The following is a 21,773-nucleotide window of genomic DNA, read 5'->3' on the forward strand; positions in this document are numbered from 1 at the left end:
GCGCGTGCTACCGCTCCCACGCCTGGCGTGACACCTGTCGCGAGCTCGGCATCACCCACAAACGCACCCGGCCCTACCGGCCCCAAACCAACGGCAAAATCGAACGATTCCACCGCACCCTCGCCGATGGCTGGGCCTACGCCCGCCTCTACGAATCAACCCAGCAACGCAACGCCGCCCTGCCAGCCTGGATCCACTTCTACAATTACCACCGCTCCCACTCCGCCATCGGAGGCACACCGCCAGTCACCCGACTGACCAACCTCCCCGGACATCACACCTAGTCCCCGCTGACGTCCAGGGCGATGACGCGGGCGGCGGTCAGCGCGCAGGATCTGGACGGCGAGGTGGCCGAGCCCGCCGACGCCGATGACCACCGCGGTCGAGCCGGGGACCAGCTTGGGCAGCGAGGGCTTGATCGCGTGGTAGGGGGTCAGGCCCGCATCGGTGAGCGGGGGGCCACGGCGACCGGATCCAGACCGTTTAGCGGGGCGAGGTGGCGCGGGTCGTCGACCAGCATGTACTCGGTCATCGGCACCCCGGCGGCGGCAGCCACCTGCCGGGCGCGCACCTTGTCGCCCATCTGCTCGATCACCGCCGACGCCGGGCCGACGAACGTCAGCCCGGCGTCGGCGACGAATTCCGCGAAGTCGGCGCGCTCGGAGAGGAAGCCGTACCCGGGGTGGACGGCGTCGGCACCCGACTGGCGCGCCGCCTCGATGATCGCCTCGCCGCGGAGGTAGCTCTTCATCGCCGGAGCTGGTCCGATAGGCACGACCCGGTCGGCCAACCGCGCGTGCGCCGCTCCGGCATCGGCTTCGCTGCACACCGCGACCGTCTCGATCCCGAGATCCCGAGCGGCGCGGATGACGCGGACGGCGATCTCACCTCGATTGGCGATGAGCAGCCGCTTATCCGTCCACCTCGATTACCATCAGGACCTGGCCCGCGTCCACCATCGATTCGCCCTCGGTGACGACCTCCTTGACGGTGCCCGCGGCACCGGCGAGAACCGGGTGGAACGACTTTATGACCTCCACCAGGCCGACGGTGTCCTCAGCGGTGACGGACTGGCCCGTCCCGACGTAATCCGGCGCGTCCGGGCCCGGGCGGCGGTAGTGAGGTCGTACAGGCTCCGCTCGTTCTGGGGTTGGCGTCAACGGCTTGCCCTGATCACGTCGTCGGCGTCACCCTGCGGGGTAGACTCCGCGATGTTGGCGATCAGGTTCAGGATGGTCTCGGTCTTGCCGGTGCCCGGAGGTCTCTCGAAGATCGAAACCGAACAGGTGAGCGCGTTTTCCACCGCGGCACGCTGGCTCAGGTTGCAGCGGAACGGGTAGATCGGCGGCGCCGCCAGCTCGCGAGTTTCGATGGGTGAGCCGGTCAGGTACGCGCCCAGCGCACTGCCGGGGTGGATGTAGTCATCCGCTCGTGCGGATCCTGCAGCGGGTCGTCCGGAGGCATCCCGGAGAGAACAGCACGCCAGTACTTGCGCACGTCGGCGGCAGTGCCGGAAGCACCGACATCGGCGCGCACCTCCACCTGCGAGGCGAGGTAGTAGCTGACACCCTCACTACCGTCCTTGCGCTGGTAGACGATGTGCGCCCACTGGCCTTCAGCCGAACGGAAAACCAATACCGACCGCGCACCAAATCTGGCCGTCGAACTCCACTCACGATCCTTCGGGAATCAGGAGCGGCTTCGGCTTGCGCAGCACCCGCACCCGATCACGCCCGTACGTGTAGGTGGAACCCTTTTTTTAAGGTGATCGAAATTGAGCCACCCCGCTGTTGATATCGCGCGATCTCGCTGGTCTTGTCCTCGAACTCCCCGGTCTTGTTCCGGATCACAGCCGCTTCCCGACGCGGATCGAGCACACAACCTCCCCAGGGCGTTATCGCCACCACGCTACTGGCGTGATCGCCGGCGATCCGGCGCGATCGAGATTTCACCGCCTAGGCGCAAACGGCTGACCGCTTCGAGCCGGAGTCGCCGGTCCTCGGGGCGCAACGACCTCTTCAGCCGGTTCGGCGTTCAGCAGGGCTCATCCTGGTTGAAGAGCAGGACAGTGGCGTCAAAAGGAGGCTTGCACAGGCAAGGAGTGGAAAGCGAAATCAGATCCGCATCCGCGCTGATATCCGCAGCTCACCGCCGGTGCGGGCTGGTGAAGGCTGGTGCCCCCGGTGCGATTCGAACGCACACTGGACGGATTTTGAGTCGGCTTCACGCTGTGGCCCTGGTGTATTGCCTGGTCATTGCATGTGTGTTTTGTCTCTCGTCTGGGCTCGTCGGGTTTAGGCGGCAGAAGTTCATGCCCAAACCCATGCCCACGAAAGAACAATGTGGATAGACATGTACGCAATGCTTGGCATAAGCCCCCTGGTCGACGTTTGCGCTCGGGCGGCCGGACCAGAGCGCGGCTCGTCGCTACCCAGGCACCAGGGAGCAGGGGTAGTGCCTCGCCAGGCAATATTGATCACGTAAACGGGGTGACGAAGAGGGAGGCTCTCGTGGGGGACGCTGGCCCCTCCGCCGACTGGCTACCCAGCTGTTAACTCAACCCGGCCCTGTGTCTGGGCCGGTGCAACAGCCCGAGTCTCGCCATCTTCCACAGCACCGCCATCACCCTCGCGTCGCCAAAACGACCACCGGCACATAGCCCAACCCTCTATGTTGGGAAGCTGCAAACTCGACAAACCAGTCAAACTACACTTCAGATTCACCTGAATCAGAGAAGGCAATGTTCGACTCGCCCTACGACCAGGTGGTCATTGCAGTTAGCGAAGCGAGCTAGGTGATTGTCCGCGCAAATATATCTGAGGGTTGCCAATTCGGCTCCTTCGTATGAGATCATCGCTCGCGCGTGACTATGGGCTGGGGGATAGATGGGCACGAATGAAGGCGCGCGGTTTGTCTATGGCAGGGACGAGCTAGCTCCGCTATGGCAGGCGTCGAGGGACGCTAGGGAGGCGCCTCGGCAGCGTCGCAAGATTCAGTTGGATATTAGCGACTACGGTGCGGCCACTGAAATTGGTGCCCTACTCGGGCGGCGTATTCGGCATCCTGCAAGGATTTCTGTCGATCTTGTCCGTCTTGACGAAATACTGCGCGAGCAGCGATTCGGAATGGGGCTGGATGATGTTCTCGAACTAGTGCATGAGCGTCCACTGATGCGGAGGCGTACGGCCGATCAGGAGCGCATGGAAAGGAGGCAGCAACAAATGCAGCTGCTTCTTGGTGCGCTTGATGCGTACGGGCTTTGCGGACATAAATGGGTTGATGAATGGATGGATTTAGTTCTTCAACGATCGCAAGATAACCTGGCAAATCTTGCCCCGGAAGTATCCAGGATCTTGGCTGCCCTTAATCTTGACCCTGAAACTGATCCTTCAGAATGGCGAGATGATCGTGCGCTGGGCATTCCAGGGAACCGTAGCACGGTCACGCGAATGGTTCTTAGAGCGGCAGCAATCGCACATGGGCTTGACTACCCAGAGTCGAGTGAGGATCGACGTCTGCTTTGGGAACGATGCGGCGTGCGCGAACATTCACGATCGGTTTCGATCGCCGCAAAACCACAGTCGCTTAAGCGCGGACGGGATAAGTGCTGGCGAGACGGCTGGTACAGCGGGCAGGAAGTAGAATCACCCAGTGATGGAACCGGTGATTTTGCATTTGTTCCTGATAGAAGTGGTGAGGTGCTGGGTGACCCTGGTCCTGAGACTGACCTATTCATCAGTCATGCTAGTGAGGACAAGTCGGTCATTGTTAAACGACTAGCGGAAGAATTGAGAGAGGCCGGTGTTGAAGTTTGGTACGATGACTTTAGTTTGTCTGCAGGTGACAGCCTTCGAGAGTCAATCGATCACGGAATCGCTACCTCTAGCCTAGGGCTGGTTGTACTTAGTCACAACTTTTTCCGAAAAAACTGGGCGCGCCAGGAGTTAGCGCCCTGTTTTCGGCAACGACTGTGGGGCGTGGGCGTCTAATTCCAGTGTGGCTAGACATCACCGCGGAAGACCTCAACGGCTACTCGCCGCTGCTATCTGATAAAAAGGCGCTGCGTGCCGAAGATGGCTTCGAAAAGCTTATTCGGGATATCTGTATCGCAGTGCGTGACGTGAAATTTCGTAACCTCAACCGCGAAATCGCCATTGCGCCAATTAACTGGAAAAAAGAATCCCGTGATGCAGTCTGTCTGTTTGGTTTTGGTCGAACGCTTGCGGAAGGCGACAAGCTGCCAACCGAACTAATAATTGGGCAGATGGCCAGGCCTTTCGAAGACGGGGGAGCTATTGTTCCTGAGAATCTAATGGTGAACACATCCTTCGTGAATTTCCTGCACTCATTTGTCGCCCGTGAATCCCCGACTGACGAGCAGGCGATCACAAAAGCGAAAGTGATCGGCACGGGTCGATTGCTGGTTATCGATGGCCGGCAGAGTTCAAGTAGGGAGAGCGTTAACCCGGAACAAGTGATCGGATCATTCCAAGTGGATCGCAGCAAAATGGTTCAAGGTTCATATAGAATCAACCCGGATTATTCAGTTTTCACGGAGGATGGGTTTTTCCGGCTTCCGAAGACGCTCGAGGGCAAGCTTTCCGGCGAGGTAAATAGGATTATCGCGGGTGCCAACGCATTCCGAGGTTTGGCAAGGGTGCCAAATAGCCGTAGCGCCCCGTGAGTCGACCTGTTGCCGCACTTCGCCGTCGTCGTGGGCTATAACATGGTTGGTGCTGGTGCCTAGCAGTCGAACCGGCTGCTTCGCCAACGACGTTTGCCCCGCAGCGAAGTTCTCCTCCGAGATCGTGGAGGGAGGAGAACTTCGGACGGCACGGCGATTTGTCGTGAATCCTGGTTTACTCGGCGATCTCCCGGATCGCTGCTTATGTTTCTATTTAATTCTATTCGTGTCGTGGCCGCCGCCCGGAAGAACTCAGAGGTCTTGTCGACCTTGTAAATCAGGCGAACCTTGCCTGCGTCATTGCGGACGCGGCCGTCATAGACAGCGCGAGTGAGTTGGCTGCGGCGGGGAGACGGGTCGTTGAAGTGGTCGATGCGAGCCAACCTTCACTCGGCTCGCTGCTTCGTGATGGGCTTGGTCCCACATGCGAGCGAACGATTTTGGACTTTACTCGTTGTGCGAGGAGCGCCAGGTGCTGTGTTCGCGACTGATGGCTGCCTCGGTGTCAGCAACAGCGTCGGCCCAGGCGTCATCGGTGTGATGGTGGAGTCGTTCGCGGAGCAGGCCAAGGTCGTGGTTGGCTACGACGTATGCCTCGGCAGTGGAGTCGTGCTGGCGGGTGGCTGACCAAGCGGCGATGGCGGCGATGACGGCGGCTACTATCCCGGCGAGGTCAAACGTGATCAGCCCGAGCGCCCGCGACAGTGCAACGGCGATGCCGGTGATTTCAAAGATGATGGTGCCCAGGCGGTAGAGACTGGCGCGTTGTTGATGGAACCGGGCTTTGGTCGCATACCAGCTGCGCTGATCATCGACACGGCCGAGTAGATAGACCCTGCGCCTCTCCGGCAGCGCTGATTGACGCAGGGCACGCATCGGCTCACTGATCGCTGGGGCTTGGGTTGGGAGCAACTGGACGTCAGGAAAATCAGTGTGGAGTGCCTGTAGGCGCAACGTGAAACGTTTGTCAGCCTCGGCCGGCGATAACTCCAGCGGAAAGGGATCGCCTCCGACCGCATAGCGCCAGGTCAGCGATTTGGCCGACTCGGCTAACGCGCGCCCCTGATACCAGGTTTTGCTTGGTCGCCCCCGCAGCACGAGCACTTCCACGCCCAAGGTGCCGACAAAGCACAGCGCTGTGACCACTGCGGCCCAGTCTGCCGGCCCGGATTGCACTGTGAATGCAGCCGAGACTGCCGCCAGAATCGACAGGGTCAAACGTGCCCGTACCGCATGAAGAAAACGCCGCTGACCAGCCAAGGAGGCCTGATCGGCGGCCTGGAATAGGCCAGGATGGTCATCCAAACGCAGTGGCACATCGAGGTGTTGATCAGCCACAGCCATCCCGCTCCCCGTTCATCCATGAGCCATGTCCTGGCGACGGCGCCGAGCCGACACCACCGCTTGCCATGATCATCGACAAGGAACGGCGATTGGGCAACCCTCTTGGTGTGGACGTGGGATGATCAACATGTTGTACCATCCTGAATGGTCATACATTTGGAGTAACCCGGCGAATACGGATTGGACATTCTGTGGAAAATTCAATGGAAGGCAAGGAGTGTTTCGTTGTCTCGCCGATTGGAGCGCCCGGTTCAGATACCCGACGAAGGGCGAATCAAGTATTTAAGCATGTAGTCAAGCCGGTTTTTGAGTACCAGGGGTACAGCTGCACTCGCGGGGACACGATCGAACAGTCCGGGCACATCACGACACAAGTGCTTGAGAAGATATTAAATGCTCAAGTTGTCGTCGCGGATCTCACTGATCACAACCCGAATGTGTTCTACGAGCTCGCAATTCGGCATGTAACAGGAAAGCCGTTTATTCAGCTTATCGCGCAAGGGCAGAATCCCCCCTTTGACATCCACGGGTTCCGCACAATTCAATTAGATCACAAAGATCTGGACTCAGCCGAGGAGGCGAAAAAGTCAATATCTCAAATGCTTGAGGGTATTGAAAATGGTGATCCTGTGCAAACTCCCGTCAACTACGCGATCAACTGGAATCAGCTACGCAAGTCTGAAAATGCCGAAGAGCGTGGAATAGCAGACCTGAAGGATCAGTTCAATCTGCTTCAGCACACTGTTAGAAAAGCCTTGAATGTTTCTGCGCAGAGCGATGCGAATAATGCCGCCATGGTCCGATATATAGAGCACCTCTCCGAAGGCCGGCGGATGCAGTCGAGTGACCGCGAAATCTTGGTGGACGATCGAACTAGTACTTCGCACGACAGGTGGATTGACAATTGTATTGGAAATTCTGATCCATGGCACGATAGGCACGGTTTTTCTGATGAGCCACCCTTTTGAGGGCCTGACGAGACGCTAACTGAGGCGCCATATATAGGAGTTATCTCCGCGCGTTCGGCCATTTTATGGTAATTGCGGCAGCGGTTCTGGCGCGCCGTAGTTCCGTATAGAGAGCTTCCAGGGTCCCAAGATCATCTTCAGAACCAGGACCCCACGTGATCACCTGAACATCTCCCGCATCTTGCCACGGCAACCACCTATTACAGCGACGAGATAGCTAGTGCCACAAGACTTTTCAATAGACGAGCTCGGAGCAGCTTTTCCAGTACCTTCATCCGGCTAGACGCCAGTGAGCAAGCTGTCGGCCCTGAGGCCTTCTTGTACCAGGACCCCACGCCCACATCTCCTCAGGCCCTCAGCCATCCCCATTCCACTGAGATCACCTCAATGGATTTGTCTTCAGTTTGATTCGTTGCATGGCAAGGAAATTGAAGGCGCCCGCAAACTAAGGAAGGAGATTTATGTGGCGTGAGGAGTGTGTCCTGAGTAAGGATGGATCGTCGACATTCTTTCCCTGTTTGGCGGAGGCAAGTCGTTTTTGCTGCCGTACCGAACCGATGGAGGCGGCCAGACGCTCAGCGTGATCGACTTCGGTTCGTACTGCGCGTTCCTCACCTATGGCAGCCAGTGCGGTTGCCAGATCGACTCGCAGCGCCGTTTCTGCGCGGGTGAAGCTCTCGTCTAGCTCACTTAGTGCATGTGACAGCACGTCGACCGCTGCAGGATCGGAGAAGCGGGCGAGAGCATGCCCTCGCCAACGGGTGAGGTGTACGGAATCGAGCACTACATATGGGCTAGCGGGGTCCGCCGATCCGGTCGGTAGAAGTTCAGTGGCAGTGTCAAACGCGCTGAGGCTCTCGCTTCGTCGATCATGGGCGGCGAGTGCTTCACCGTGTGCGGCGGCAAGCCAGGATCGGAGAAGCCGTGGGCATGTTGAGTGGGCCCACCGACGGGCGTCATGCAACAAGTCGACGGCCTTTTTGGTTTCACCGAGGTCAAGCAGTACGAAGGCTTGTTCGGCGGCTGTGTGGATCTCGTACGACTCGGCGCCGGCTTCGCGTGCGGCGTGTTTCGCGCGCTCGTAGTGCCGCCATGAGTTGTGCATCTTACCGAGGTCGAGGGCTTGCCAGCCTGCGAGCGTGTGGAGTTCGGTGAGGATGACGGCGAGTTGTTCGCGCGTGTCTCCGGGGAGGCTGTGAGCGAAGAGTTTTTCCACTTGGTTTGCCTTGGCGCCGACTTCCTCGTACGCCACGACCGCGCCGAGTTGCCGATCGACGCGCCGTATCGAGTCGAGCTGTCCGCGCAGAAGCTCCAAAAGAGTCCCGTCAATGCGACGCGACACGTCGAGCATCTGCCGCAGTTCGGCGCCCTCGTCGTCGCACTGCGGCGTTGACAGCAGTTCATCGATCGACAGCCCGAAGATCCGTTCGAGCAGCCGTGCCGTCACGGCCCGGACAGGCCCGAGCGGTTGTCCGCTGGGTCCACGCCCCGCGATCAGCCTTTGAAGGTGCCGCAGGCTGAGTGTTCCGGGCTCGTCGTGCTCGCGCGCGAATCGTCCAGCGTACTCGGTGAACTCTTCGAGTGTCTGACGCCGTTCCCTAATCTTCTGTTCGAGCACCGTACGAGGCGGTCGCACCGTCTCTACCCCCGTCCGCCTAGTGCATGTCGTCCGTATGTCGTGCCGATGTCGTTCCGCCAATATTGGCGGGTTGAGAAGCTCATTTCAGTGTGACACGCCGCATGGAGGCTGGTCACACGTCAGTCCGGCGGCGGTGCCCACTCCGCGCTTCTGCGCCGTCGCCGGACGCCGGCCGTGGCCCGTGCCGATACCCCGAGTCGAGCACGGGCCACGCGCACACCGAGCAGGCATCGACGCATAGGGACAGCCATGCACCCGTTTCGCTGGACACCCGCCGAGAGGAAGCGACACGCGACAACCGACCGGCGCCGCCTCGCTGGGAACTATCCGGTGTCCGAGCAGATTGAGACGCTGTGCGGCCAGTTCGTCGAGGTCGCCGAGCCAAGCGAACTGGCGTGGTTGTGGGATACCTGCGTCGGCTGTAACGAGGCGGCGCATCGGCTCGTGGCGAGCGAGTCATGACGACCCGTTCGGCAGCGCTGGCGGTGTTGCTGCGCAAGACTCAATGGCTGCTCGACGATCTCGCGTTCGAGGTCGGAGCTGGGCGAGCCGATCAGGTCGACTTCGCCGAGGTAATTGACCTGCTCGAATCCGTGACAGCGATGCTTCGGGACGAACAGCAGCAGACGCCGCATGTCATCGACGGTGCGACGGAGTCGGGCCAGGACGGGTAGTGCGGCCGTCTCGTCGAGACTAATAACAGACCCTAAGCGGGACGGGTGGGACGGGTTCGCGACAACTCGTCCCACCCGTCCTGGTTCTCGTTCTCGCTGGTCGTTGCTTGTTCGGACTCGTCCCGTGTGCGGGGACGGGTTGGCGTCGTGTGACGGGTCGCCGCCCCACCGGGACACCTACCCGTCCCCGCCGTGCTCGGCCGCTGCCGTTCGGAGGCCGGCGGTGTAGTAGCCGCGAACCTGCCGGATGGTGCCGTCCTCGGATGCGGCTCGACCGCGCCGAGGCTGGCAGCCGCACTCGCCCATCTGTCGGCCGAACATGGTCGGTTCGACGTCGAGCGCTGCGACCAGTTCGGCGGTCGGGACGAACTCGCGGTCGTCGAGGTCGTCGCCCAGGTAGTCGAGAACCGATGCGAGTGGTTCCGGGATCGTCACGGCTTCTTCCTCAATGGCTGCGCCGTTGCTGAGCGCCTTCAACACGGCTGCCGGGTCGACGGCTCGTTGCTCGTCGTCGCCCGCGGCGTGACCCGTGAGCGTTCCGGCTTCCTGTCGCAGTGCACGGCCGCGCTCGCAGATCGTCCGCCAGTCCGGGTTCGCCATGAAGTACGTCCGCACCGTCTTCGCGATCATGTCCGCGCCCGTGTCGGTGTCGGCGTCCGGACGCAGGATCCCGACTCCCTTATGTCCCGGAAGCAGCGTCGACGCGTCGAAGCCACGCGTGGTTATCTGCTCGCCGAGGACGATGTTCGAGTCCCGCCAGTCCATGACCCGCAGTGCGAACCGCGACCCCAGTACCGCGCGGAGTCGGGAGGGGATCGTGTTCGAGTCCGGGCGCTGGGTGGCCAGGATGACGACGATGCCGACCGCCGGCCCCTTGCGAGCGAGGTAGGTCAACAGGTCAGCGATGTAGGCGCCGAGCGTGCTCTTCTTGCCTCCTACGTCCTCCCTCACAGGATTTTCCAAGTAGACCTGGACCTCGTCGATGATCACGGCCGTGATCGGCATACCGAGATCGCGATCCTGCGAGATCGCTGGGGTGATCTTCGATTCCGGGCACAGGTCGTCGTCCAGCGTGGACATCCGGGCGTAGCGTGCCTGGACCTCCGCGACCAGTTCGACGAGGTGACCCCGGATCCTCTCGGCGTGCTCAATCTCGTCGCCGCAGACGAACCGGTGCGCAACGTTCGCGGCGGCTTCCCAGTCCTTACCTCCTTTGCCATCGAAGACGTACAGCCGCGCATGCGGGTCGAGGATGAGTCCCGCCGCCGGTAGCCGGGTCGCGAACGTCTTCCCTTGCCGGGGAATCGCACCGATCAGCAGCGACGTCCACACGAGTTGCATATCCACACGACGACTCCGTGCGTCCCTCCCGAATGGGATCGGCTGCCATGCGTCCCAGCGCTCAACATCGAGCAGCGGGAACTGCAGCGGCGGACCGGCATACGGATCGCTGTCGGCCACCCACAGGAACACCCGTCCCGCGTGCCCACCACGGCCGCGCACGCGCTCGGCGATCAGTTGCAGCTCGTCGACCGCCAACGCTGACGCGAGCGCTTCCCGGTTCTTGATAACGTCGGCGGCTTTACGAGTCGCGGGAAGGTCCACCGTCACGGCCCACCCGGCACCGTCGTGCGAGGCTCGCTCGACGAGCCGCAGCGACTCGTCTTTGCCGATCAGCTTCGCGTCGCGGAACGCGTCGACGAGCATTTGCGGATCCATCATCCACGTGAGCGAGCGTGGTCCGGACAACGTCGGGGTGCGGCCGGGAGCGCCGTCCTTGCGTCGACCGAACACGGCCATCCCAAGCCCGACGACGGCCGCCGCGATCCACAACGCCCGTCCGCCGTAGAGCAGATAGACGACGGCTCCGGCCGTGGCGACCGCGACCACGGTCATGCCGGTGACTTTCCAGCGGAACAAGGTGAGTTCGCGGATCTCGATAAACTTGTCCGCGAGCTTCTCTGACTGCTCCGCTGCTTCCCGGTAGTCGTGCACGCGGACCCACTTGCGCCAGGTCCGGAACACCGCGACTGCACCGCGACCAACTGCGCTCACGAACCACCATGGCGACCAAAGCAACAACCCTGCGAGGCGCAGCAGAGCGTTCTTGGCCGCGTGCCGAGATTTCAGCGCGAGCGGCACGTGTCGTGAACGCTGCCACCAGTTCATGAACCTCTGCCACCGTGTCAGGCTCGGAGCCTGCGGGACGTCGTCGATCAGTTCGGCGTCGAACACGGCCGACTCGACCGCTCCCGACTGCCGCTGCGCAGGCAGGGATTCGTCGTACGTGCTCATGCCTCCCCCTCACCTACTTCGGACACGAGCGCGGCGGACAGCCGCGACGACAATCCGCGTGAACAACCGGTGACCTGCCGAATCCATGCCGGGGTGACGGTCACCTCGGGTGTCCACGACTGGCGGGCGCGTTGCAGGTACTCGTCGAAGGAGATCCGTCGAGCGGCTGTCCGGACAGGCTCGACTGCTTCCGGCACGGTGTCCGCGATCGTGTCCGCCTGGTGTTCACGGGCTGCGCGGATCGCCTCGGTGAGCTTGTCGCGGAGATCCGTCACGGCCTCAGCCGCGACGAACACGACCAAGGGCGGCACGGAATGCAGCACGACCATTGCCGTATGTCCGGCCGCGAAGGCGTCCCAGGTGTTCATCACGTACGTGGCGGCGAGCGTGAACCACTTCGCCGTTCGCACCCACCCGCCGGTGCGAACCCCGTAGCGCGCCGTGACCTGCTCGGCGCGCAGGATCGCCAGCAGCACCAGCGAGACCATCGGATCCAGTAGCCAGGCGGCCCACCACTGCAGGGAGCCGACCGGCGAGCCGGCCGCGGCGAACCGCTGCACGTTGGTCATCGTGAACGCCAGCCCGAGCAGGATCCCCGACCAGCACAGCCGATCGACCTGCCGTCGCACCTGTTCCACGGATTCGGCCGGGCCGGGGACAGACGGAACCCGCCCGTCCCCGGCGGCGCTCGACTGCCGGGCGCTCATCGACGCTGCCTCGTGCGCCGGTGGTGCCGGTCCTCGGTGGTGACCGTGAGCGCCCGCACCAACGTGAACGCCGTGATCAGCGCCGGAACCGCCAGCACAGCGAGCAACAGCCCCGTCTCACGGCTGTGGTGGACCACGAGCCACTGCACGGCCACGATCACCGCAGCCGTCACCAGCACTCGCCCGGTCAGCGACACCATCCGCGATCCGGCGTGCGCGGCTTCGGTCGTCCGCCGCGCCACCCTCAGGCTCGAATGCCAGATCGCGAAGACCGCGATCAGCAGCCCGACACCCACCAACGTCTCCATCCGCGAGAGATCAAGCGTCGTCATCGGTGTTCACCTCCTCGGCGGCGAAGTCGTCTTGTCGTCGATCGGCCCAAATCACGAAGAGCTCGCGTCGGTCCGCGTCCGACAGACCGCCCCACACGCCGATGGTTTTCGCGCCGTGCAAGCGGAATTCGAGCTCGATGCAGACGTCCTGCACCGTGCATCCGGCGCAGAGGTCGGCGGCGAGCTGCCGGTCCGGGTCGGGTCCGTCCGGCTCCGGCGGGCCGTCGTCGCCGACGACCCACATGCACGGGTCGTCACGCATGACGATCTCGGCGAGCACATCGGTGGGGACCGCGCGAAGCCGGTCGAGGCGGACGGCGATGGCGTGGAGACAGTCGTTCATCGCGCACTCCCGGTCATCCGAGCGACCTCGGCGGCGGCACGCTGGTCGGCCGCCAGCCGGGCGACGTCGACGCACCCGCCGGACTCGCTCGCCGCCGCGGCGAGCCGGTCGACGGCAGCAGCGGGAACGACGTAACGAGCGCGGACCCGGACAGCGGGAAAAGCGTTCTCCCTAATGGCCCGGTACAGGGTTGACGGATTGCAGCGCATGATTCGGGCGGCTTCCCGAACCGTGTAGAACGTCGGCCTATCGACGTTCTCGTGACCGAATGTCATGTGAAGTCCTTTGGGTAGGAGCGCCTATTTTGGCGAACATTCGAGCTTGTATTAGCGCTACTCGGCGCGAGAGAGGCGAAACGCGGTATTTCTGAGCTGAGGGAGAACCGCGGAATCGCGTGAAGGCGTTAATCTCGGCGGCGAAGCGGAGCGCGGAGGAATACGTGTCGGAGGATTGGGCTGCGGTCGCGCGTGCGATCGATCAGCGAACGCGCGAGCTGGGCTTGCGTCAGCGTGACGTGGCGAAGCGCGCGCAGGTATCGCAGGCGACGGTGCGCGAGTTGCAGCGACACACGGTCGTACGCCGCAGAAGCACGCGGACGCTGGAAGCGCTGTCGCTCGCGCTCGAATGGCACCCTCGGCACCTGCTGGCCCTGTTGGAAGGCCACACGCCTCCCGCTGTCGACGACCCCGTCTTCCCCGAGGACGACGTGCCGACTCGGCTCGACGCGATCGAACGGCATCTGCGGGAGATCACGCACCAGCTCGACGAGCTGAACAACCGACTCCGAGACGACCGTGACGGCAAGCGAGCCGGGTAGCCGACTCGGGTCCGAAGCGGCCGGCCTCGCAGCGAGGGCGGTTTCAGTCGTTGTGGCGCATGCCTCCAAGAAACGGCATCCGAGCGCGTTTTTGCAGGTGGCGCGGGTTAACCGCGTCCCTATTAACCGCAATTAACTTCCCAGGTCAAACCCGTTATTCGGCATGGGTGAGGCGATGACCGGAACCCCCTTGCAACGCGTGCGCAAGCAGCTCGGCTACTCCGCAGACGGCGTGGTCCGACTGCTGCGGCAACGCGCCGACGTGCGCGGCGTCCCGGTGATGACGGCAGCGAGCCTGAAGACCAAACTCTCCCGCTGGGAGAACGGGCACGAGCAGGTCAGCGAGCCGTATCAACGCCTGTTCCGGGAGATCTACGGCCGCACAAACGACGAACTCGGCTTCCCGGCGGACGAGGAAGACGACGACGCGGCGGAGCTGCGGGCGCGGTTGGAGATGGCGCGCACCGTTGACGCGGATACCGTCGCCGTGTTCCGACGACAGATCGACGACGCACGGCGACTTGACCGCAAGTTCGGCGGGGTGACGCTGCTCGATCAGCTGCGCGGCACGATCGACCAGGTCGAAAGCCTGCTCGGCTACAACACCATCGGAGGCAAGCGGGAGCAGCTCGCCGGAGCGCTCACCGAAGCATCCACATTGGCCGGTTGGGAAGCGTTGGACCGCAACGCGATCAGCCAGGCATGGCAGCACTACGAACGCGCGAAAGCCGCGGCGCGCGAAGCGATGTCCCCGGCCTTGCTCGCACACGCGATGGCCGAACAAGCCTTCATCCTGGTCGACATCGGGGAAGCAGCCTCAGCGGTTGAACAGGTCGAGCACGCGCGCCAGGCCGCCGAGAACGCCGCACCGCCACTGCTACGCGCGTGGCTCGCGGCGGCTGCCGGCGAGTGCCTGTCCGCAGCCGGTCAGCGAGGCGACGCGCTCCGCGCTTTCGACGCCGCAGACACGTTGCTTCCGCCTGAACCGATCGACGCCGAGCTGCCGTTCCTGTTCCTTGGCGGATCCCACCTCGACCGGTGGCGCGGCAACGCCCTCGGCAAGCTCGGCGAACCGGAAGCAATCGACCAGCTCACCGACGTGTTGCCGCGCGTGCCCGAAGCGTTCGTCCGCGCGCGCACGGGGCTACTGGTCGATCTCGCGTACGCGTTTGCTGCATCTGGAGACAGAGACGCCGCGCTCGACCATGCAAGGCAAGCGCGGCGTCTGGCGTCCCGAATCAAGTCGGACCGGCAGCTACGGCGTCTGGACGGGCTGATCCTGCCCGGCAGCAGTGCCGCGTGACGTGAGGTAGTAGAGGAGCGCGACCAGCGTCCCGGAACCGAGCAGCTCTTGCCGCTGCGCCAGCTCCGTCACGCGCGACAACGGCACCCACTCGACCCGCCCGACTTCCTCGGTCTCGGTCGGCTCGCCGATGTGCTTCGCGCCGCGCCACAGGTACACGTCGATCGGCGCGGTCACCTGCCCCGGCAACGGCTCGAAGGTCACCAGGTGCTCACCGTCCCCGATTGGCTCCCACCCGCTCTCCTCAGCGGCCTCACGAGCGGCAGTCCCCGCCGAGTCGTCACCGTCGTCGACCATGCCGCCCAGCAGCTCATAACCCCACTGCTCGGTCGGGAACCGGTACCGCCACAGCATCAACGCCCGGTCCTGCTCATCAACGATCAAGGCGATCGCGATCCGCGCCAGGTGCACCACGTGGTACTCCCACCGCTCACCGTTCGGCGCTTCCACGTCGGCCAACCCCAAACGGACCCACCGGTTGTCGTAGACCAACCGCTCCCCGTACGTCTTCCAAGCTCCGCGCTCATTGCTCACGTCTGGAGCGTACGGGTTACGAGGGTGGGACTGCGCATCCTCACGCGAGTCCTCAGGCTCTTCCGAAACAAACTCGGTGCCGGGATCGGTATGACGTCGGTATTCGCTACTCAGGAATGAGCCGATGCCATACCCCACTGCCGCCGTCCAGATCCTTTTGCTCAATGCGCGACTCTTCAATCCATCCGGCTGGCCATATGCGTCTCGACTGTGTCGTGGAATTAACAAAAACCTGTGATCCAGATAGGTTGATTGGGATTCGCGGTTTATGTCCAGACCACTGCGTAAATTTCACATCGGACAAGAATAGAGTGTTGGTAAATTGAGCGGCGTCGCCCTTGAGGATGTACTTGGATTGGTTAAGTGTTGCGTTCGAAAAGTCGGCGTCTCCTTTGAATTCCACGTTAGAGAAATTTGGGCCGTGGGAGAAGGTTGCTCTGTTGAAGTTGGCCTCTTTTTCGAATACTGTTCCACTGAAGCTAGACTCGGCAGGGTTCTGCAGCGTGTTGCCGAAGTGTGCTTTTTCGAAGCTTGCGTCGCCAATAAACTCGGCATCTTCGAAGTCGGCTCCGCCCGGGAACGATGCGCCGTCAAAGCTGACGATTTCTGGCCTGAATTTGACCCATGAAAAGATTGCGAGATTTGAGAATGTTGCGTGGGAGAATGAGGTGTAGCCGTGGAACTCTGCACGCGAGAACTGGGCGTTGCGAATACGTGCCCCGTGTGGAAGATAGAAATCGAGCAAGACCGCGCCCCGTAGATCAATATCGATATCAGGCCAGTAATCATTTGCCGGGTTTTCGGAATTGCCCTCAGTGGACAGGTGGCGAGTGAGAATCTGCTGAGCAGCCACCCGGACGTGAAGCTCTTGTTCTCCCGGAGAGTGCTCGGTGGCCTCTTTATTTTCTCCTACAATGTCAGTCTCGCACTTGCTTGCATTGTTGATCTCGTCTTCCTTTGTGCTTTTGGAGAGTAGGTAGCTTGCTAAAGTCGAGGTGACCGGTATGCGCAGGTACGCGCATACCACATTGACAACAGTCTGCCTTTGTTTGACGTTGTGCTGGGCGAGCTGTTCAAGCGCATATAGTGCGCCGAGTCGTACCGGTGCTTTTTCGTGTCCAAGCTGTTCGATGGACTGCGCGTATAATTCATTTGCTCTCTGTTGTGCAGAGTCCGACTCAGTGTGCATCTGTGCGTGTTCCGCCAGCCATTGTCGCCGCGCGGTCAGCATGAGCGCTATGGCGCCACCCGTGCCTGCTCCAATTGTTAAAGCTGTTCGGATCGCTTCGATGCGTGCGCTGGCGGTATCGGTAGCATTTGACGCCACGCCAAGGAGCCAATTTAGGGCGAGCCAAGTGATCAGCGATATCGCAATAATGGCAAGCGCAACTAATTGCCACCGTAATGGACGTAATTGCTGAGGTGTGGCCTTGGTCGGGTTTTCTTTTGGTATCCTGATTGATCGGGTGAAGGTAAGTGTTAGGAGCGCGAAGGCGCCGAACAATGTGACTAGTGCGGGGGTATCAAAAAGACCCCATGACTTTAAAATTTGAAAGCCCCATCTGATGGGCTCGGTTAAGATGGCAGGTGACCATGCTTGGACTCCTGCCGCTAATGCAACCGCACCGACGGTGGCGAGCTGTAATTCGTAATGTCTCCACTGCATCCATCGCGGGGGTGACTCGGGGCTCATGGAGCTCGATCCAAGCAGATGTGGGCGCAGATGTGCTTTGCTTTGGCCAACATTCCTTCGGGTGTGGAGGCAGTAGGACGGTACTTGGATTTCATGCCGTCGAGCTGCGGAGCTGTCAGCTGGGTTCGCCGTGCCTCTTAGGCAACCGGCTCCCCAGGATCTCTGCGGCCTTGCGATCGGATGCGGCAACCCACGCTGCGTAGACGCGGAGGGTGGTGGCGCCGCCTCCTCCGTGTCCGAGGCGGCCGGACACCGTAGGGAGGTCAACGCCGGCGGTGAGGAGTTCGGTGGCGGAGTAATGGCGCAGGGCGTGGAGGTTTGTGTCGAGGTTGAGGCGGTCGGCCATGTCTTTGTACCGCTGCGTCACTGCGTTGGGTGGGTACGGCTGGACATGGTCAGGCGTCTTGGTACCGGTGAAGACAAACAAGTCGGCGGTGAACTTCCGGCCGAGCGACTCGACGCGTAGGCGGACTCGCTCGCGATGCTCCCGCAGCAGTGTCACCGTCTCGGAATCCACAGCAATGCGGCGGATCTGGTGTGCTTTGGTGTCCTTCTCTTCTCCGAGCACCCAGTTGCGGCGTAGGGCTATGACTTCCTGTTCAAGATCCACATGAGAGAAGCGCAGCCCGACGAGCTCGCCTCGGCGTGCGCCGGTCGTCATGGCGAGCCAGACGAGCGTGCCCCAGTCGTCGTCCATGCGGAACGCTTCCTCGGATAGCCGGGCGGCCTCGGCGGGGGAGGGCGGATCCGGCTCAGGGCGTTTCTGCTTGGGCTTGCGGGCGACGCGTGCCGGGTTGGTGTCGATCCATTCCCAGCGTTCGGCGGCGTCGAGGGTGCCGCTGATGATGGCATGGATCTGGCGGACCGTGGAGGTCTCCATCGGCTTGCACTCGTGCGGCTTGCAGCCTGCTGCTTCGCAGTCGTGCTCGCCGGAGCGCTTGTGCACGACGAAGGGCTTGCCGTTGCAGCGGTTCCGGCAGCGGCGTAGCTCGGTGTAGAGACCTTCGAGGATCCGGGCCGACAGCTTGTTCACTGGCGTCTCGCCGAGTGCGGGCACGATCGTCCGGTCGATGTAGCCCTCGTAGGTCTTCCGCGTGCTATTCGCGAGCTCGTTGGTGCGCATCCATTCGGACAGCGCGTAGGCGAGGTTCACCGAGGACTGCGCCGAACGTTGTTTCGCGACCTTGGCTTGGAACTCGGCGAGCTTGTTCTCCGCCTTCTTCCAGGCGGCCTTGTTGGTGCCCTGGATGGTGTCGCGGTAGTAAACCTGCTTGCCCGTCACCGGGTCCGTACCGGCGTAGAGGCGGACGCGGAGTGCTCCTCCGCGTTCCTCGATGTTGCCCCGCTTGCGGTTTTGATCGCGCGCAGCACTCATGGCCTTGAGCATACTCATGCCCAAGGCCATGCCCACGGATCAAGCCATGATCCACATATTCGCTTGTTTTGCCTGGTGAAGGCTGGTGCCCCCGGTGCGATTCGAACGCACACTGGACGGATTTTGAGTCCGCTGCCTCTGCCGTTGGGCTACGGGGGCTGGTCTTGTTGTCAGCATACGTGACGGCTGATCAGGGTCTTCCGGGAGGGTGTCCGGTGAGTTACCCCTGGTCAGGGTGTTGTTGCGGTGTCCGGGTGATCGTTTTCCGCGTGGGGCTGGTGGTTGTGATCACGGCGGTTTAAGTTCGCGGGTCGTGCAGTGTGTGGTGGGTCGAACGCGCGGAGGCCGTGTTGGTCGATGACAGAACTCAGGTGGAGCCGACGCCCGCTGGGTTGCGGCGGAGTCTGAAGAACCGGCACCTCCAGATGATCGCGCTCGGCGGGATCATCGGGGCCAGCTTGTTCATCGGCAGCGGGGCGGTGATCTCAACCGTCGGGCCGGCGGCCGTGCTGTCCTACGCGATCGGCGGGCTGATCGTCGTGCTCGTCATGCGGATGCTCGGTGAGATGGCCACCGCGGCGCCCACGTTGGGCTCCTTCATGGAGTACGCGCGGACGTCGCTGGGGGAGTGGGCGGGATTCACGCTCGGCTGGCTGTACTGGTACTACTGGGTCGGCGTGGTGGCCTTCGAGGCCGTCGCCGGGGCCGAGCTGATCAACCCGTTGATCCCGATGGTGCCCCAGTGGGTCATCTCGCTCGTTCTGATGCTGGTGCTGACCGGGACGAACCTGGTGTCGGTGCGCTCCTTCGGCGAGACCGAGTTCTGGCTGGCCTCCATCAAGGTCATCACCATCGTGATCTTCCTGCTGTGCGGGACGGTGTTCGTCCTCGGGCTCTGGCCCGGGGCCGAGATGTCGGTCGGCAACATCGGCAAGGACGGGTTCTTGGCCAACGGCGGCTTCTCCGTGCTGCACGGCGTGGTGATCGTGATCTTCTCCTACTTCGGGACCGAGATCGTCACCATCGTCTCCGCCGAGTCCGACGAGCCGGAGCGCTCGGTGGCCAAGGCGACCAAAGCCGTGGTGTGGCGGGTGCTGCTGTTCTACGTGGGCTCGGTGACGCTGCTGGTGATGATCACGCCGTGGGACCAGATCCCCACCGAAGGCAGCCCGTACGCGGCGGCGTTCACCCGGTTCGGGCTTCCCGCGGCCGAAGTGGTCGTCGACGTCGTGGTGTTCACCGCGGTGGTCTCCGTGCTCAACTCCGGTCTCTACACGGCTTCCCGCATGCTGTTCGCGTTGCAGCAGCGGTCGTTCGCTCCCGGCTGGGTGCGCGACCTCAACGGTCGTGGTGTTCCGTGGAAGGCGATCCTGCTGTCCACACTGGTCGGTTACGTCGCTGTTGCGGCCAGTTACGTCGCTCCGGACACGATCTTCTACTTCATCATCAACAGCGCGGGTGCCGTGGCGCTGTTCATCTACGCCATGATCGCGCTCTCGCAGCTGCGGATGCGGCGTCGCCTCGAGCGCGAGGCGCCGGAGTCGCTGAAGCTGAAGATGTGGTTCTTCCCCTACCTGACCTGGGTCACCCTCGCGCTGATCGGCACCGTGATCGCTGCCATGATCTTCGTGCCGGACATCCGGTCGCAGCTCGTGCTGAGCCTGGTCAGCGTCGCTGCGATCATGTTGATCTACCTGGTGTTCGTGCGGAGGAAACCTTCGAAAGCGTGAGCGCTCACGATGTCGCAATGGTCACGCCGCCTATTAACCTCGGCGTGAAGTCACTACCGGTAAGCTGCGGTTTCCGATGCAAACCGCATCGGCGGACCCCGAGTTCTACTGGAGGATCCCGGTGACGACGCCGGCTGCCGAGGACACACGCGAGGCCAAGCCCGTCGAACGTCGCGTACTCGTGGCCGAGGACGAGGCGTTGATCAGGCTCGACCTCGTGGAGATGCTCCGCGAGGAGGGCTACCAGGTCGTCGGTGAGGCTGGTGACGGACAGGAAGCCGTTCGGCTCGCCGAGGAACTTCGACCCGATCTGGTGATCCTGGACATCAAGATGCCGAAGATGGACGGCATCGAGGCCGCTTCCAACATCGCTGGGGACCGGATCGCGCCGGTGGTCATCCTGACCGCCTTCAGCCAGCGCGATTTGGTGGAGCGGGCGCGCGACGCCGGGGCCATGGCCTACCTGGTCAAGCCCTTCGCCAAGCGCGACCTGGTGCCGGCCATCGAGCTGGCGGTGTCCCGGTTCACCGAGGTGCAGGCCTTGGAAGCCGAGGTCAACGACCTCACCGAACGCCTCGAGGCGCGCAAGACCATCGAGCGGGCCAAGGGCCTGCTGATGAGCAAGCACAACCTCTCCGAGCCCGAGTCCTTCCGCTGGCTGCAGCGAACCGCGATGGATCGCCGCACCACGATGAAGGCGGTCGCGCAGGCGGTTCTCGAGAACCTGTCCTAGGCGGGTTTCCGCAGCCGCTCTGCGTGGCGGGTTGATCGCAAGAGGCGGGGTGCCCACGGGCGCCCCGCCTCCTTCGCGTCCTGATCACTTCGGCGGCTGGTCGCGCAGGATGCAGGTGAGCCGCGCCGAGCAGGTGCGGCGGCCCTCATCATCGGTGATCTCGATGTCGTAGGTCGCCGTCGAGCGGCCCCGGTGCAGCGGGCTGGCCACCGCGGTCACCTGGCCCTCCGTGGCCGCCCGGTGGTGCGTGCAGGTCAGCTCCAGGCCGACCGCGATGCGGCCCTCGCCGGCGCTCAGTGCTGCGGCGATCGAACCGGCCTGCTCGGCGAGCACCGCGTTCGCGCCGCCGTGCAGCAGGCCGTAGGGCTGGCGGTTGCCGGCCACCGGCATCGTCGCGACCACCCGATCGGGGCTGTATTCGACGATCTCGATGCCCATCCGGGCGCTGAGCTGTTCGTCGGTGGCGCTCAGCAGCGCCTCCAGGTCGGCATCGCCGCTGGTCACGGCCTCACCGTTGTCGGTAGCGGGCACTGCCGGTCCTCCCCGTCGCCTGCGGTACTGGCTGTCAGAGCTTCAGCCTAAACTCGCGGCCGTGACGCAAT

The 21,773-nt window shown here is 62.7% G+C and carries 24 protein-coding genes, 1 tRNA gene and 1 pseudogene; 10 read left to right on the plus strand and 16 right to left on the minus strand.

Features of this window, described 5'->3' with window-relative positions:
- Positions 1-284 (plus strand): integrase core domain-containing protein (locus tag E1161_RS21575; RefSeq protein ID WP_132626160.1); only part of this gene is annotated, 284 nt, incomplete at its 5' end.
- Positions 285-289: 5 nt separating this feature from the next.
- Here the strand turns inward: E1161_RS21575 and E1161_RS28555 are convergent.
- From E1161_RS28555 to E1161_RS21600, 4 genes and pseudogenes are all read right to left on the minus strand, one after another.
- Positions 290-907: pseudogene (locus E1161_RS28555) on the minus strand (biotin carboxylase N-terminal domain-containing protein); the annotation flags it as partial.
- A gap of 4 nt (positions 908-911) precedes the next feature.
- Positions 912-1,160 (minus strand): biotin/lipoyl-containing protein, encoded by a 249-nt coding sequence (locus E1161_RS21590; protein WP_132626162.1) that lies wholly within the window; start codon positions 1,158-1,160, stop codon positions 912-914.
- Positions 1,157-1,486 (minus strand): AAA domain-containing protein, encoded by a 330-nt coding sequence (locus E1161_RS28560; RefSeq protein ID WP_132626165.1) that lies wholly within the window; start codon positions 1,484-1,486, stop codon positions 1,157-1,159. The genes E1161_RS21590 and E1161_RS28560 overlap by 4 nt, the downstream gene beginning before the upstream one ends.
- A complete protein-coding gene (locus E1161_RS21600; protein WP_132626167.1) occupies positions 1,384-1,635 on the minus strand; it encodes a hypothetical protein in 252 nt (83 codons plus the stop codon). The genes E1161_RS28560 and E1161_RS21600 overlap by 103 nt, the downstream gene beginning before the upstream one ends.
- 1,250 nt (positions 1,636-2,885) lie before the next feature.
- Between E1161_RS21600 and E1161_RS21605 the strand changes: the two genes are divergently transcribed.
- Together E1161_RS21605 and E1161_RS21610 are read left to right on the plus strand one after the other, a co-directional pair.
- Entirely contained in the window at positions 2,886-3,989 is a 1,104-nt protein-coding gene (locus E1161_RS21605; RefSeq protein WP_132626169.1) for a TIGR02679 domain-containing protein, read from the plus strand.
- Positions 3,990-3,994: 5 nt separating this feature from the next.
- Positions 3,995-4,684 (plus strand): hypothetical protein, encoded by a 690-nt coding sequence (locus E1161_RS21610; protein ID WP_132626171.1) that lies wholly within the window; start codon positions 3,995-3,997, stop codon positions 4,682-4,684.
- 447 nt (positions 4,685-5,131) lie between these two features.
- On the opposite strand, the gene E1161_RS21615 is transcribed toward E1161_RS21610, so the two are convergent.
- The gene (locus E1161_RS21615) at positions 5,132-6,028 is read right to left on the minus strand and encodes a DUF4231 domain-containing protein (protein WP_132626173.1); all 897 of its coding nucleotides are present in this window, start codon (positions 6,026-6,028) and stop codon (positions 5,132-5,134) included.
- A 203-nt stretch (positions 6,029-6,231) separates the two neighbouring features.
- On the opposite strand from E1161_RS21615, the gene E1161_RS21620 reads away from it, so the two are divergent.
- Complete coding sequence (locus tag E1161_RS21620) at positions 6,232-6,996, plus strand: hypothetical protein (protein ID WP_132626175.1); 765 nt, start codon at positions 6,232-6,234, stop codon at positions 6,994-6,996.
- 445 nt (positions 6,997-7,441) lie between these two features.
- Here E1161_RS21620 and E1161_RS21625 read toward each other — a convergent pair whose 3' ends face one another.
- Entirely contained in the window at positions 7,442-8,614 is a 1,173-nt protein-coding gene (locus tag E1161_RS21625) for a hypothetical protein (RefSeq protein WP_235875202.1), read from the minus strand.
- 270 nt (positions 8,615-8,884) lie between these two features.
- Here E1161_RS21625 and E1161_RS21630 point away from each other — a divergent pair, with 270 nt between their 5' ends.
- On the plus strand, positions 8,885-9,097 hold the full coding sequence (locus tag E1161_RS21630) for a zinc finger protein (protein ID WP_132626177.1): 213 nt from the start codon (positions 8,885-8,887) through the stop codon (positions 9,095-9,097).
- Positions 9,094-9,309, plus strand: coding sequence for a hypothetical protein (locus E1161_RS21635; RefSeq protein ID WP_132626179.1), 216 nt, complete (start codon positions 9,094-9,096; stop codon positions 9,307-9,309). Before E1161_RS21630 ends, E1161_RS21635 begins: the two co-directional genes overlap by 4 nt.
- 177 nt (positions 9,310-9,486) lie before the next feature.
- Here E1161_RS21635 and E1161_RS21640 read toward each other — a convergent pair whose 3' ends face one another.
- Genes E1161_RS21640 through E1161_RS21660 form a run of 5 tightly spaced genes read right to left on the minus strand, consistent with a single transcriptional unit; the run spans position 9,487 to position 13,261 of the window.
- Entirely contained in the window at positions 9,487-11,604 is a 2,118-nt protein-coding gene (locus tag E1161_RS21640) for an FtsK/SpoIIIE domain-containing protein (RefSeq protein ID WP_132626181.1), read from the minus strand.
- Complete coding sequence (locus tag E1161_RS21645; protein ID WP_408012010.1) at positions 11,601-12,311, minus strand: hypothetical protein; 711 nt, start codon at positions 12,309-12,311, stop codon at positions 11,601-11,603. The genes E1161_RS21640 and E1161_RS21645 overlap by 4 nt, the downstream gene beginning before the upstream one ends.
- A complete protein-coding gene (locus tag E1161_RS21650) occupies positions 12,308-12,643 on the minus strand; it encodes a hypothetical protein (protein ID WP_132626182.1) in 336 nt (111 codons plus the stop codon). The genes E1161_RS21645 and E1161_RS21650 overlap by 4 nt, the downstream gene beginning before the upstream one ends.
- Entirely contained in the window at positions 12,630-12,986 is a 357-nt protein-coding gene (locus tag E1161_RS21655) for a WhiB family transcriptional regulator (protein WP_132626184.1), read from the minus strand. Before E1161_RS21655 ends, E1161_RS21650 begins: the two co-directional genes overlap by 14 nt.
- Positions 12,983-13,261, minus strand: coding sequence for a helix-turn-helix domain-containing protein (locus E1161_RS21660; protein ID WP_132626186.1), 279 nt, complete (start codon positions 13,259-13,261; stop codon positions 12,983-12,985). The genes E1161_RS21655 and E1161_RS21660 overlap by 4 nt, the downstream gene beginning before the upstream one ends.
- A gap of 119 nt (positions 13,262-13,380) precedes the next feature.
- Between E1161_RS21660 and E1161_RS21665 the strand changes: the two genes are divergently transcribed.
- Entirely contained in the window at positions 13,381-13,803 is a 423-nt protein-coding gene (locus E1161_RS21665; RefSeq protein ID WP_328591297.1) for a helix-turn-helix domain-containing protein, read from the plus strand.
- 175 nt (positions 13,804-13,978) lie between these two features.
- Positions 13,979-15,106, plus strand: a complete 1,128-nt coding sequence (locus E1161_RS21670; RefSeq protein WP_132626243.1) for a tetratricopeptide repeat protein — start codon at positions 13,979-13,981, stop codon at positions 15,104-15,106.
- Here E1161_RS21670 and E1161_RS21675 read toward each other — a convergent pair.
- From E1161_RS21675 to E1161_RS21690, 4 genes are all read right to left on the minus strand, one after another.
- Positions 15,059-15,640 carry an NUDIX hydrolase gene (locus E1161_RS21675; protein WP_132626188.1) on the minus strand — a complete coding sequence of 194 codons (582 nt, stop codon included), beginning with the start codon at positions 15,638-15,640 and terminating at the stop codon, positions 15,059-15,061. The two genes, E1161_RS21670 and E1161_RS21675, sit on opposite strands and share 48 nt — an antisense overlap.
- Positions 15,641-15,746: 106 nt before the next feature.
- A complete protein-coding gene (locus tag E1161_RS21680; RefSeq protein WP_165939903.1) occupies positions 15,747-17,306 on the minus strand; it encodes a pentapeptide repeat-containing protein in 1,560 nt (519 codons plus the stop codon).
- Positions 17,307-17,448: 142 nt separating this feature from the next.
- Entirely contained in the window at positions 17,449-18,708 is a 1,260-nt protein-coding gene (locus E1161_RS21685; protein ID WP_235875203.1) for a tyrosine-type recombinase/integrase, read from the minus strand.
- Positions 18,709-18,791: 83 nt separating this feature from the next.
- Positions 18,792-18,867: transfer RNA gene (locus E1161_RS21690), tRNA-Leu, on the minus strand.
- Positions 18,868-19,133: 266 nt separating this feature from the next.
- Here E1161_RS21690 and E1161_RS21695 point away from each other — a divergent pair.
- Together E1161_RS21695 and E1161_RS21700 are read left to right on the plus strand one after the other, a co-directional pair.
- Positions 19,134-20,438, plus strand: a complete 1,305-nt coding sequence (locus E1161_RS21695) for an amino acid permease (protein ID WP_132626245.1) — start codon at positions 19,134-19,136, stop codon at positions 20,436-20,438.
- A 121-nt stretch (positions 20,439-20,559) separates the two neighbouring features.
- The gene (locus E1161_RS21700; RefSeq protein ID WP_093416966.1) at positions 20,560-21,171 is read left to right on the plus strand and encodes an ANTAR domain-containing response regulator; all 612 of its coding nucleotides are present in this window, start codon (positions 20,560-20,562) and stop codon (positions 21,169-21,171) included.
- A gap of 84 nt (positions 21,172-21,255) precedes the next feature.
- Here the strand turns inward: E1161_RS21700 and E1161_RS21705 are convergent, their stop codons facing one another.
- The gene (locus E1161_RS21705; protein ID WP_408012013.1) at positions 21,256-21,654 is read right to left on the minus strand and encodes a PaaI family thioesterase; all 399 of its coding nucleotides are present in this window, start codon (positions 21,652-21,654) and stop codon (positions 21,256-21,258) included.
- Between the last annotated feature and the right edge of the window lie 119 nt (positions 21,655-21,773).

This window comes from Saccharopolyspora aridisoli, assembly GCF_004348445.1.
Taxonomy (GTDB): Bacteria; Actinomycetota; Actinomycetes; order Mycobacteriales; family Pseudonocardiaceae; genus Saccharopolyspora; species Saccharopolyspora aridisoli.

Coding starts and splice junctions, on each gene's coding strand:
- E1161_RS21660 (WP_132626186.1), bottom strand. CDS start 13,261: ATGACATTCGGTCACGAGAACGTCGATAGGCCGACGTTCTACACGGTT.
- E1161_RS21670 (WP_132626243.1), top strand. CDS start 13,979: ATGACCGGAACCCCCTTGCAACGCGTGCGCAAGCAGCTCGGCTACTCC.
- E1161_RS21640 (WP_132626181.1), bottom strand. CDS start 11,604: ATGAGCACGTACGACGAATCCCTGCCTGCGCAGCGGCAGTCGGGAGCG.
- E1161_RS21635 (WP_132626179.1), top strand. CDS start 9,094: ATGACGACCCGTTCGGCAGCGCTGGCGGTGTTGCTGCGCAAGACTCAA.
- E1161_RS21645 (WP_408012010.1), bottom strand. CDS start 12,311: ATGAGCGCCCGGCAGTCGAGCGCCGCCGGGGACGGGCGGGTTCCGTCT.
- E1161_RS21615 (WP_132626173.1), bottom strand. CDS start 6,028: ATGGCTGTGGCTGATCAACACCTCGATGTGCCACTGCGTTTGGATGAC.
- E1161_RS21630 (WP_132626177.1), top strand. CDS start 8,885: ATGCACCCGTTTCGCTGGACACCCGCCGAGAGGAAGCGACACGCGACA.
- E1161_RS21680 (WP_165939903.1), bottom strand. CDS start 17,306: ATGCAGTGGAGACATTACGAATTACAGCTCGCCACCGTCGGTGCGGTT.
- E1161_RS21650 (WP_132626182.1), bottom strand. CDS start 12,643: ATGACGACGCTTGATCTCTCGCGGATGGAGACGTTGGTGGGTGTCGGG.
- E1161_RS21605 (WP_132626169.1), top strand. CDS start 2,886: ATGGGCACGAATGAAGGCGCGCGGTTTGTCTATGGCAGGGACGAGCTA.
- E1161_RS21620 (WP_132626175.1), top strand. CDS start 6,232: ATGGAAGGCAAGGAGTGTTTCGTTGTCTCGCCGATTGGAGCGCCCGGT.
- E1161_RS21695 (WP_132626245.1), top strand. CDS start 19,134: ATGATCGCGCTCGGCGGGATCATCGGGGCCAGCTTGTTCATCGGCAGC.
- E1161_RS21655 (WP_132626184.1), bottom strand. CDS start 12,986: ATGAACGACTGTCTCCACGCCATCGCCGTCCGCCTCGACCGGCTTCGC.
- E1161_RS21685 (WP_235875203.1), bottom strand. CDS start 18,708: ATGAGTGCTGCGCGCGATCAAAACCGCAAGCGGGGCAACATCGAGGAA.